Annotated in this window: 10 protein-coding genes; 3 read left to right on the top strand and 7 right to left on the bottom strand. The window is 69.0% G+C overall.

Annotation, left to right across the window (positions count from 1 at the left end; all coding sequences use genetic code 11):
* The 4 genes from IJH84_RS09030 to IJH84_RS09045 form a co-directional block, all read right to left on the bottom strand.
* The coding region (locus IJH84_RS09030; protein ID WP_295142621.1) for an FAD binding domain-containing protein at nucleotides 1-337 on the bottom strand (337 nt) is incomplete at its 3' end.
* Between the two features lie 8 nt (nucleotides 338-345).
* Entirely contained in the window at nucleotides 346-1,125 is a 780-nt protein-coding gene (locus tag IJH84_RS09035; protein ID WP_295142624.1) for an enoyl-CoA hydratase/isomerase family protein, read from the bottom strand.
* Between the two features lie 4 nt (nucleotides 1,126-1,129).
* Nucleotides 1,130-3,586, bottom strand: coding sequence for a xanthine dehydrogenase family protein molybdopterin-binding subunit (locus tag IJH84_RS09040; protein WP_295142627.1), 2,457 nt, complete (start codon nucleotides 3,584-3,586; stop codon nucleotides 1,130-1,132).
* Nucleotides 3,583-5,151 (bottom strand): class I adenylate-forming enzyme family protein, encoded by a 1,569-nt coding sequence (locus IJH84_RS09045; protein WP_295142630.1) that lies wholly within the window; start codon nucleotides 5,149-5,151, stop codon nucleotides 3,583-3,585. Before IJH84_RS09045 ends, IJH84_RS09040 begins: the two co-directional genes overlap by 4 nt.
* 106 nt (nucleotides 5,152-5,257) lie before the next feature.
* Between IJH84_RS09045 and IJH84_RS09050 the strand changes: the two genes are divergently transcribed.
* The 3 genes from IJH84_RS09050 (at nucleotide 5,258) to IJH84_RS09060 (ending at nucleotide 8,912) form a co-directional block, all read left to right on the top strand.
* The gene (locus IJH84_RS09050) at nucleotides 5,258-5,809 is read left to right on the top strand and encodes a PadR family transcriptional regulator (RefSeq protein WP_295142633.1); all 552 of its coding nucleotides are present in this window, start codon (nucleotides 5,258-5,260) and stop codon (nucleotides 5,807-5,809) included.
* A gap of 222 nt (nucleotides 5,810-6,031) precedes the next feature.
* Nucleotides 6,032-6,478, top strand: a complete 447-nt coding sequence (gene arr / locus IJH84_RS09055; protein WP_200072827.1) for an NAD(+)--rifampin ADP-ribosyltransferase — start codon at nucleotides 6,032-6,034, stop codon at nucleotides 6,476-6,478.
* A gap of 517 nt (nucleotides 6,479-6,995) precedes the next feature.
* Nucleotides 6,996-8,912, top strand: a complete 1,917-nt coding sequence (locus IJH84_RS09060; protein WP_295142636.1) for a thiamine pyrophosphate-binding protein — start codon at nucleotides 6,996-6,998, stop codon at nucleotides 8,910-8,912.
* A 128-nt stretch (nucleotides 8,913-9,040) separates the two neighbouring features.
* Here IJH84_RS09060 and IJH84_RS09065 read toward each other — a convergent pair whose 3' ends face one another.
* The 3 genes from IJH84_RS09065 to IJH84_RS09075 all read right to left on the bottom strand — a co-directional run.
* Complete coding sequence (locus IJH84_RS09065; protein WP_295142639.1) at nucleotides 9,041-9,556, bottom strand: formaldehyde-activating enzyme; 516 nt, start codon at nucleotides 9,554-9,556, stop codon at nucleotides 9,041-9,043.
* 81 nt (nucleotides 9,557-9,637) lie between these two features.
* Complete coding sequence (locus IJH84_RS09070; protein WP_295142642.1) at nucleotides 9,638-9,922, bottom strand: helix-turn-helix domain-containing protein; 285 nt, start codon at nucleotides 9,920-9,922, stop codon at nucleotides 9,638-9,640.
* Nucleotides 9,919-10,434, bottom strand: a 516-nt coding sequence (locus IJH84_RS09075; protein ID WP_295142645.1) for a zinc-binding dehydrogenase, incomplete at its 5' end; no start/stop codon positions are given. The genes IJH84_RS09070 and IJH84_RS09075, both read right to left, overlap by 4 nt.

Raw genomic sequence — 10,434 nt, forward strand, 5'->3', positions numbered from 1 at the left:
CGCAGATCGTGCCGCGGCTGCGCAGTTCGCGGTGCCCCACCCAGGGCAGCGCGAGCCGCAGCAACGGCACCTGCGCGGACTCGGGCGCGCGCTCCACTCGACGCTGCCGGACGGTGCCGCCGACCTCCAGCCGGTCGCCCACTGCCCGCAGCGCGTCGAGCCCGGTGACCGCGTTGATGTCCACCAGGGTCGTCGGCCGCGCCAGCCGCATGGCCAGCACCGGAACCAGGGATTGCCCGCCGGCGATGACCTTGCCGCCGCCGTCTGCGTCGACGAGTTCGGCAACGGCGTCGGACAACGCCGCGGGGCGCGCGTACGCGAAGGGTGCGGCCTTCATCCAGCTCCTCACCGCCCCTGGAACTTCGGGGTGCGCTTCTCGCCGAACGCGGCGACGCCTTCGGCGAAGTCCTTGCTGGAGCGCAGCATCGCGTAGGCCTTGCGCTCCAGCTCGATCCCGCTGTACAGCGGGGCGTCGACGCCGCGGTCGAGAACTTCCTTGGCGGTGCGCGCGGCCAGCGGGGAGAACCCGATCAGCTTGGTCACCAGCCGCTCGACCTTCTCGTCGAGCTCCGCTCGATCGGCGGCCAGCTCGGCGAGAAGTCCCCAGTCCTTGGCGTCGTCGGCGTTGATCCGGGACGCGGTCAGCACGTGGTACTTGGCGCGGGAGAGCCCGATCAGCCGGGCGAGGCGTTGCGTTCCGCCGGAGCCCGGGATCATGCCGAGGTTCATCTCCGGAAGCGCGAACTGGCTTCGTTCGGTCGCCACGCGGATGTCCGAGGACAGCGCGAGTTCGAACCCGACGCCGAAGCAGTAGCCGTCGACGGCGGAAATGACGACCTTGGGGCTGCGGGAGGGCGCGGTCACGTTGTGCCCGAGGTCGGTGAAGTCGACCGGGTCGACCTCCATGAAGCCCGCGATGTCGCCGCCCGATGAGAAGTGCTCGCCTTCGCCCCGGATGACCACGACCTGGATGGCGTCGTCGGCGTCGATCTCGGCGAACCGGTCGGCCATGACCTGCCGGGTCTCCCAGGTGATGATGTTGTACTTGCCGTGGTCCAGCGTCAGGTACGCGACCCGGCCGTCGTGGCCGCGGGTCAGCTTGATCTCGCCTCCGGTGAGGGCCATGTCGTCAGTTCTCCCCTTCTGTTCCTTCGAGCACCGCGGTGTCCGTTGTCGCCGCGGTGAGCAGGCGGTGGATCACGTCGCCGTGAATCGGCAGCGTGGTGATGTCGGCGCCGGACGGCCCGAGCGCGTCGGCCACGGCGTTGGCGATGGCCACCGGCAGGCTCATGCAGCTGCCTTCGCCGCAGCCCTTGGCACCGAGGCGGGTCAGCGGCGAAGGCGTTTCCAGGTGGTCGCTGCGCAGCTCGTAGCCGACCTCCGCGGTGGTCGGGCACAAGTAGTCCATGAACGTCGCGGAGGTGGGCTGGCCGTTGTCGGAGTAGCGCATCTCCTCGTACATCGCGCCGCCGATGGCGTGCGCCAGCGCGCCGTGGACCTGCCCTTCCAGCAGCACCGGGTTCAGGATGGTGCCCGCGTCGTGCACTGTGGACACCAGCTCCAGGGTGAGTTCGTAGGTCTGCGGGTCGATGCGGCAGACCACGAGCTCGGCGACGAAGCCGTAGCACAGGCTGGAGTTGATCTGGTCGTCCCGGCTGGCCGCTTTGGCCTGCGGTGGTGTGAAGGCGGCTTCCTCGTACAGCCGGGCCGAGGTTCCCTCCGGCAACGAGCCGGGGTCCCAGTGCACCACTCCGGCGGCGTGGCGGAAGTCCACCGACTTCGCGTGGTCGTCGGGGTGCCGGATCCGGCCTTCGGCGAATTCGAACTCTTCGGGGTCCAGCCCCAGCATCGACCCGGCCGCCGTCCGCATCGTGCGGGCGAGCCGGTCGCACGCCTCGACCAGCGCGCTGGTCAGCAGCGGAGCGAACCTCGACGAGTAACTGCCGGAGCTGATCGTCCACGGTGTGGTGGCGGTGTCCATCTCCACCACCGGCCGGACCTTCTCCAGCGGCAGTCCGAGCCTGTCGGCCACGACCTGCTGCGCGACGGTGGCGTGCCCCTGGCCCTGCGGGACGGTTCCCAGCAGGACCGAGACGACCCCGTTGACGTCGACGCTGACCCGCACGTGCTCGGTGGAACCCGACTTTCCGCGCCCCGCTGGGCGTTCTTCGGCCGGAGTGGCCAGTCCGACGTACCCGATGTTGGTCGCCGACGGGTCGACGATGGTGGCCAGCCCGATGCCGAAGTGCTCACCGCGCTCCCGCGCCTCCCGCTGGCGCTGCCGCAGCGCCGGGTAGTCGGCGTTCTTCAACCCCAGGGCCAAAGCCTGCGGATAGTCGCCCGAGTCGTAGATGCCGCCGGTCGCCGTCCGGGACGGGAACGCGTCCGCGGGCACCAGGTTGCGCTGGCGGATCTCCGCGACGTCGATCCCGCACGTCGCGGCGATCTTGTCCATCAGCCGTTCCAGCCCGAAGTAGAGCTGCTGGCCCCCGAAACCGCGGTTGAGCCCGGTCGGCGTCTTGTTGGTCACCACCGCGCGCGAGCGGATCTGCACGGCTTCGACGTCGTAGGCGCCGGTAAGGTTTCCGAAGCACCGGTAGAGCGTGCTCGGTTCCGGCGGGCGCAGGTAGGCGCCGACGTTGTCGACGAGATCCGCCCGCAACGCCTGGACCTGGCCTTCCGCGCTGACCGCGGCTTCGAAGCGCATCGCCCGGTCCGAACCCGCTGAGCTGGCCAGCAGGTGTTCGCTGCGGTCCTCCGTCCAGCGCACCGGGCGCCCGGCGTGCTTGCTGGCCAGCGCCATCAGCACCACGTAGGGGTAGATCCCGGCCTTGATGCCGAAGCTGCCGCCGTTGTCGGCCGGGATCATCAGCCGCACGCGAGAGGCCGGCACGCCCAGCGAACCCGCGATCACCGGGACCATGGAGAACGGACCGTGGAAGTTCGCCCAGGCGGCGATCGCCGGACCGTCCACTTCGTCCTGCCACTCGGCGATCACCGAGTAGCACTCCATCGGTGTCGACGAATAGCGCGGAAATCGGTACTCGCCGCGGACGACGTGATCGGCTGCGGCGAAGAGCTCGTCCACGGGTCCGAAGTGGAACGTGCGGTCGGTGGCGACGTTGCTGTCGGCCGCGTCGTGCAGTCGCGGTGCCTCGGGGCGCAGCGCGGCGTCGACGTCCACGACCGGTGGCAGCGGCTCGTAGTCCACGGAGACCAGCTCGGCGGCGTCCTCGGCGGCGTAGCGGTCGGCGGCGACCACGACCGCGACGGGTTCGCCGACGAAGCGCGCCCGATCGGTCGCCGTCGGGTAGTACGACATGGGCGTCTTCAGCGACAGCGGGAACGGGTTCAGCGCTTCCAGCACCTCGTCGGGTCCGATCACCGCCGCCACACCGGGGTGCGCGCGAGCACGGGTGAGGTCGACGCCGCGGATGCGGGCGTGCGGATGCGGGCTGCGCACGATCGCCGCGGTCAACGTGCCCGGCAGCGGGTCGAGGTCGTCGAGGAACCGGCCGCGCCCGGTCAGCAGGGCGGGGTCCTCGATGCGTGCCGTGGTGCGCGCAGGCGTCATCGAAGTGCTCACTTTCGCGATCCGATCGAAGCAGCGGAGACCTCTGCCAGCGGCGTGAACCGCCCATCGGTGAGTTCGCGGCGCAAGATCTTGCCCACCGCCGATTTCGGGACCTCGGCGACCGCGACGACCCTCTTGGGCCGTTTCAGCGGCGGCAGCCCGGCCCCGGAGCGGATGTACCCGGTCAGCGCGGCGGCGGCGTCCTGCGGGGTGAGCCCCGCTGCGGGGACGAAGAACGCGGTGACGGCCTGCCCCCAGCGGTCGTCCGGCATCCCGACGACCACGACGTCGGCGACCTCCGGGCAGCGGATCAGCGCGTCCTCGATCTCGTCGGGGTAGATGTTCTCGCCGCCCGAATTGATCATGTCGTCGACGCGTCCGGACACCCACAGGTCGCCGTCCTCGTCCGCGACGGCGAGATCACCCGGGAAGTACCAGCCGCCGCGGATGGATTTCGCATCCGCGTCGGGCCGGTTCCAGTACCCGGTGAAGGCTTCCGGCGACTCCATCGAGATCGCGATCTGGCCCTGCTCGCCGGCACCGACCAGCGCGTCCGGGGTGGCCCGCGGGTGCGGGTCGACCAGGCGAACCCGGGTGAACACGCCGGGGCGCCCGGCGCAGCCCGGTTTCGCCGCGACGTCCGGCCCGATGGTGAAGGTGTAGATCTCGGTGCTGCCGAAGTGGTTGACCAGCACCTCGGGGTCGAGTTCGGCGACGAGCCGTTCCGCCAGTGCAGGGGTCATCGCGGCTCCGGCGTAGGCGAGCTTGCGGACGCCGGTCTCCCCCAGCCGGCCCGTTCCCAGCAGGCTCCAGTAGATCGTGGGCACCAGGTACAGCGCGGAGACGCGCTCCCGGGTGATCAGCTCCAACGATTCCTCGGCGTCGAACCGGACCTGCGGGACCCAGGTCCCGGCGCTGACCACGCTGGCCAGCAGGGTGCGCAGGCCCATCGTGTGGAACATGGGCATCACGCCGAGGGTCGTCTCGAAGGGAGCCGACCGGCTCTGGTGCAGGTGCGCGACGGCGGCGTAGAACTCCGCTCGGTGCGTGCGCGGAACACCTTTCGGCTTCCCGGTGGTGCCCGAGGTGTAGAGCATGACGCTCGTGTCGGAGTCGCGCACCGGTGCGTCGATCGCGCCGTCGGGCTGAGCAGCGGCGGATCCCAGCAGCTCCTCGACACCGGCCGGAGCGCCTTCCCCGACGTGCGCGTGCGGCAGGGGCTCGGTGCGCTGCAGCGCCTCGCACGCCCTCTCGACCGTGGACACGTCCGTGACCACCAACCTCGGCGCCGCGTCCGACACGCAATAGGCGAGCTCGTCGACACCGAAGCGGAACGACAGCGGAACCGAGACGGCTCCGAGCTTCTGCGCCGCCAGGTGCAGCGAGGCCATCGGTTCGCCACCGGCGAGCAGGAACACGACCCTGTCCCCGTGACCGACGCCGCGCGCGGCCAAGGCACGAGCCAGCCGGCTGGTGTGGACGTCCCACTCCGCGTAGGTCATCGAGCGCTCGCCGCCGACCGCGCGGCCGGCGGGGTACCGCTCGGCGGTCCAGCTCAACACTCTCCCGAGATCCATTCCCAGTCCTCTCGCAACATCACCGGTGCGAAACAAGCCCGAGGCAGATCATCCGTTTCAAATCGTCCGAAACAGATGGTTGGAAACGTACGGTAGGGTTCGGAGCGTGTCAACGGTTCGGCTTTCCACGACCTCGTACGTCGTGCTGGGGATGATCGCGATGCGCGGGCCATCGACCTCGTACGACCTCAAGCGGGCCATCGGCCACTCGGTGGGCTACTTCTGGCACTTCCCGCACGCCCAGCTCTACTCCGAGCCCAAGCGGCTCGAACAGCTGGGACTGCTCGAGGTCGAGGAGGAGGACGACGGGCGCCGCCGGCGCACCTACACGATCACCGACACCGGCCTCTCGGCCATGCGCTCATGGCTGGCCGAGCCCACCGACCAGCACTTCGAGCTGCGCGACATCGCCGAGATCAAGCTTTTCTTCAACGAGCTCGCCGACTCCGACGACGTCGAGCGGCTCGCGCAGGACCAGATCAAGCAACATCAGGCGCGCATCGCCGAGTACGAGCAGATGCAGCAGCGCTTCGGCGACGAACCGGCCATTTCGCGGCGCATGGTCACGCTCGGCCTCGGGCTTGAGATGGAGCACGCCGCCCTGCGGTTCTGGACCTCGCTCGCCGAACGCGCCGAGCGAGGTGAGTTCGAGGACTGACGCCGGGCGGGCCGATCGGACGCGGCGTCCGCGAGCAGCGTGGAATTCCCCGATCGCCAAACGTTGCACACTCGGACGACGACCTCGCCGTTCACCGGCGGCCGGGCGCCGCGGAATGACCTCGCAGCGCCGACCGTGGTCAACTGATGGCGCGAGATGCGGCGTGCGGCACCCTCCGCGTCCGGGGTCCGCAAACGGAGCGGCACGAACGGAGAGCTGTTCATGGCAAGTCGACGTGACACCACGCCCGGTCCCACGCCCTTCGAGATTCACGAGTCCGGGGCTCTGCTGCACGGCACGAAGGCGGATCTCGCGGTCGGCGACCTGCTGCTGCCGGGCCGCCTTTCGAACTTCGAGGCGGGCAGGGTCATGAACCACGTCTACGTGACCGAGACGCTCGACGCCGCCACCTGGGCAGCCGAACTCGCCGCGGGCGCAGGTCCCGGACGCATCTACCTGGTGGAACCCACCGGCCCGATCGAGGACGACCCCAACGTCACCGACAAGAAGCTGCCCGGCAATCCCACTCGTTCCTATCGGACCCGCGAACCCGTCCGCATCATCGGTGAACTCGAGAACTGGACCGGCCACACCCGCGAGCAGCTACAGGCGATGCAGGACACCCTCGACGATCTCAGGCGACGCGGACTCGACGTCATCTACGACTGACCCGCTCGATGCCGCGGCCGGCGCGATCGCCGGCACCGGCGTCGTCGAACAGCGGGATTCCGGGCGGGACGCGAAGTCGTCGTGCAGCGGCAAAGCGTCAACTTTCCATTATGGACTCAAATTCCCGTTTCGGGAATGCTCAGGGTCGGCGGGCCGGTCGCATCGACAGTGAGCCGCGAGTACTCGATCGCCGGATTTCGCGATTCGGCCCACACCGCCCGGAAGTCCTGCTAGCTTCGAATCGCCGTTGAAGTTGGATCGTCGGCGTGCGTGAGCGGGCTGGGGGCCGACACGACGAACGTTCGTCGTCGGGAGACGAAATCCGCCGATGCTTGCTCGATTCGCCGGCATTGCGGATCCCGACTGCAACCGAGTGCACCGCCACCGGCAGCTCGGGGGAATGCGAGAGCTGTACCGACGCGCGGGGATTCTCCGGTACCGCGACCTTTCGCCTGCCATTCCAGTGCCGCCCAGCACAACCCGGGTTCACGACTCGATTCCCGAGGGGGACAACGCAGTGACCGAAGCCAAGCACGAGCAGCACACCCAGTGGCTCCCGATCGAGCAGGAGAACAATCCCCGGCTCGGCCGGGACATCATCTTCGACTACCTCAAGACCGCCGGTGTCGACCGGCTCTACGGGGTGCCCGGCACCAACGAGATCCCGCTCATCGACGGCACCGACGTTCCGGAGCACCGCGTCGAGTACGTGCCCTGCCTGCACGAGAACATCGCCCTCGGCGCCGCCATGGGGTACGCGCGGCACCGGCGGACCGAGACCGGCGACGTCGTGCCCGGTGCGGTCGGATTGCACGTCACGCCGGGAGTCGGGCACGCGATCGGGAACCTCTTCAACGCGTTCCGGTCGCACATCCCGCTGGTGGTGCTGTGCGGACAGCAGAACAGCAATCTCCTCATCCAGGAACCGCTGTTGGGCTCGGACCTGGCTCAAGTCGCCAAGCAGTACACCAAGTGGGCCTACGAGGTGCGCGGCCCGAACGAGATCGGCATGGCCATGCAGCGCGCGCTGAAAACCGCGCTCACACCTCCGATGGGGCCGGTCTTCCTGTCGATCCCGTGGGAGTTCCTGGTGCAGCAGGGAGCCGATCCGCAGCGCGGCCGGTTCACCAGGATAGCTGGGGAATTCCACGCACAGCCGTCCGAATTGGACAAGGCCGCGGATCTCCTCGCCAAGTCGCGGTATCCGGTAATCGTCGCCGGTGACGGTGTCGGCGATGCCGAGGCGTGGCACGAACTGCAGGACTTGGCCACGGCCATCGGCGCACCGGTGTACAACGAGCAGTCCAGCAGCCACCTCAACTATCCCCACCACCTGGCACATGCGCGCGGCGAGCTGCCCAGCGTGCAGCAACAAGTCCGGCAAGTTCTCGGGCGCAAAGATCAGGACACGGTGCGGGACACCGTGTTCTTGTGCGGCTTCAACGCGCAGGCGCAGCTCGTCATCTACAACTGGGATGACGGCCCCCTGATCCCCGGGCACCTGACCCAGGTCTACCTGCACAACGATCCGTGGCAGATCGGCAAGAACCACTACGGGGCGGCGGCGCCGCTGGGCGACATCAAGGACGCCTTGCCCAAGATCACCGCGGCGATCAGGGCCCATCCCGGGTACGACAAGGGGCACGTGGACGGCCTGAACGAGCAGCTGGCGCAGGAAGACCGGTCGCTCGCGCAGGATTTCCAGCAGCGGGCGAAGGAGGTCCCGGACACCGGCATCGCTCCCGCGATGCTCGTGAACGCGCTCAACACGGCGCTGCGCGACCACTCGGTCCGCCTGATCAACGAAGCGTGTTCGGACACCGCGGATTTCCAGCAGGGATTGTCCTTCGATTCGCCGAGCAGCTACATGTCGTCCGAAGGAGGCTCGCTGGGCTACTCGATGCCAGCCAGTCTCGGTGTCGCCGACGCGATGATCCGCTCCGGTGCGGGCGCGGCGGAGCCGGGCGGCAAGCCGCCCATCGTGGTCAACGCGGTCGGAGACGGATCGGCACTGTTCTACCTGAACACGTGGTGGACCGCGGTCAAGTTCCAGCTCCCGGTGCTGTACCTGATCACGAACAACAAGCAGTACAAGACGCTCCGGGTCGGCTTGGACGTGTTGCGGAAGTCCTACGACTGGGATCCCAGCGGCAAGACCGAGTACCTCCATCTCGACGGAGAGCCCCAGCTGTCGTTCGTGGATCTGGCGGCGGGTTTCGGCGTCGACGGCCGCTTGATCGAATCCGCGGGCGACCTCGAGCAGGCGCTGGCCGAGGCGGTCCGCAAGGTCGGCGCGGGCAAGCCCTACGTGGTGGAAGTCCTCACCGACCCGGCCCTTCCGGACATGGGCGAGGTCGACATCAGCACGAACGGCCGTCTCAGCGCGAAGGCAGACGTCGCCGAACGGGCCATTTGGAACTTCGGACCAGCTTGACGCACTCGGGCCGCGAAACCGCCGCGTCCGCCCGCCGCGGTCGTCCGAATCCGCTCACCTCGGCTGTCTCGAAGCGAGACAGCCGAGGTTTGCGTTGACAGCAATGGGTTCTCGTGCCGGCGCACGATTCAGGGCACGTAGAAGGGGTGCGTGAGCTCATCCCGGTCGGCGATCAGATCGGTGGCGTCCATGCGCCCTCGCAGAGCTTCCCGAACGGCTGCGCGCATCGCGGTGCGGGTCGCCAGGCGCACCGCGTCTCCGCGTTCGGCCGCCGGATTGAGCCAGACCGCGGCGAAAACCAGCGAGTCCTGATCCTCGGCGAGCAGTCCGCCGGCGACGGAGTCGAGCACGCCTTGCGCGATGCCGAGCTGGCAGGCGCCCGAGACCAGGTTCACGTGCTCATCGGTGGGCGATGTGGTCTTGTTCAGCATGATCGTCGGTGGGCGCACGGTCCGGTACGACGGCTGGTCCTCGCCGACGCACACCAGGATCGGGGTGAACCCTTCCGCGGGGCGCGCGAGCGTGCCCGTCATGATCGCTGCGGTGGGTGATCCGCGTTCGGCGAGCACCACGTTGAGGTGCACGCCGTCCGGGTTGGTTCCGCCCCACGCCTGGGAGCTGCGGCCGTCGATTCCGGTGCTCATGATCCGGTTCCTTTCCGTGGTTCGCCGGAGACCGGCAGGGCGTGCGTCTCCGGTGCGAGTGGTGCCGAGCGGATGGAGGGGTCAGTTCGCCGGCGGCCCCTCGCCACCGTCGGGTTCGGCGTAGGTGGCCATTCGCGGGCCGACGACGAACCGTCCGTTCCCGGCTTTGCGGACCACGCCGAGCTCGCACATCGTCGCCAGCAGCCGGTGCACCGAGCTCTTCGGCGCGCCGACTCGCTGCACGACCTCGCTCAACCGCAGACCTCGCTGCCCGTCGGCGAGCACGTCGAGCACCGCGAAGGCCTGCGCGACGGCGGGGCTGCGGTTGCCTTCCCCTCGCTCGCCCGGCGCCGGATGCGCGCTCATCGGCCGGCGAGTTCCGCATCGACGAGCACGACGCCGCGCCGGCTCGCACCCGCGGCCAGATCGGCGAACGCGGTGTTGATCTCGTCGAAGCGGTAGGTCTTCGAGATCAGCTCGTCGATCGGCAGCTTGCCGGTGCCGAACTGGTTCAGCAGCTTCGGGATGTCCTGGGCCGGGCGGCTGGAGCCGTAGAGGCTGCCGGTCAGGTACTTCTCCTCGCGCACGAAGCGCGCGGCGGGAACGCTCGCGTAGGCCGTGGCCGCGGGAACACCGACGCACACCACGCTGCCGCCCGGTGCGGTGGCGTCGAACGCCTGCTCCAGCAAGCCTTCCTTGCCGACCGCGTCGATGGTCACGTCAGCGCCGCCGTTGAGCCCGTACACCTCGGCGACCACGTCGTCCTCCGGCGCCAGCACGCGCGTTGCTCCGAACAGCACGGCGCCCGCGCGCTTGTCCCGGTGCGGCTCGACGACCTCGATCTCGTCCGCCCCGGACAGCCGCGCTGCCATGATCGC

This window comes from Saccharopolyspora sp., assembly GCF_017434145.1.
Classification (GTDB): Bacteria; Actinomycetota; Actinomycetes; order Mycobacteriales; family Pseudonocardiaceae; genus Saccharopolyspora_C; species Saccharopolyspora_C galaxeae.

What these genes read in the sequence shown, in the direction of transcription:
- IJH84_RS09070 (WP_295142642.1), bottom strand. Translation starts at nt 9,922, where the DNA reads ATGAGCGCGCATCCGGCGCCGGGCGAGCGAGGGGAAGGCAACCGCAGC.
- arr (WP_200072827.1), top strand. Translation starts at nt 6,032, where the DNA reads ATGGCAAGTCGACGTGACACCACGCCCGGTCCCACGCCCTTCGAGATT.
- IJH84_RS09045 (WP_295142630.1), bottom strand. Translation starts at nt 5,151, where the DNA reads ATGGATCTCGGGAGAGTGTTGAGCTGGACCGCCGAGCGGTACCCCGCC.
- IJH84_RS09065 (WP_295142639.1), bottom strand. Translation starts at nt 9,556, where the DNA reads ATGAGCACCGGAATCGACGGCCGCAGCTCCCAGGCGTGGGGCGGAACC.
- IJH84_RS09035 (WP_295142624.1), bottom strand. Translation starts at nt 1,125, where the DNA reads ATGGCCCTCACCGGAGGCGAGATCAAGCTGACCCGCGGCCACGACGGC.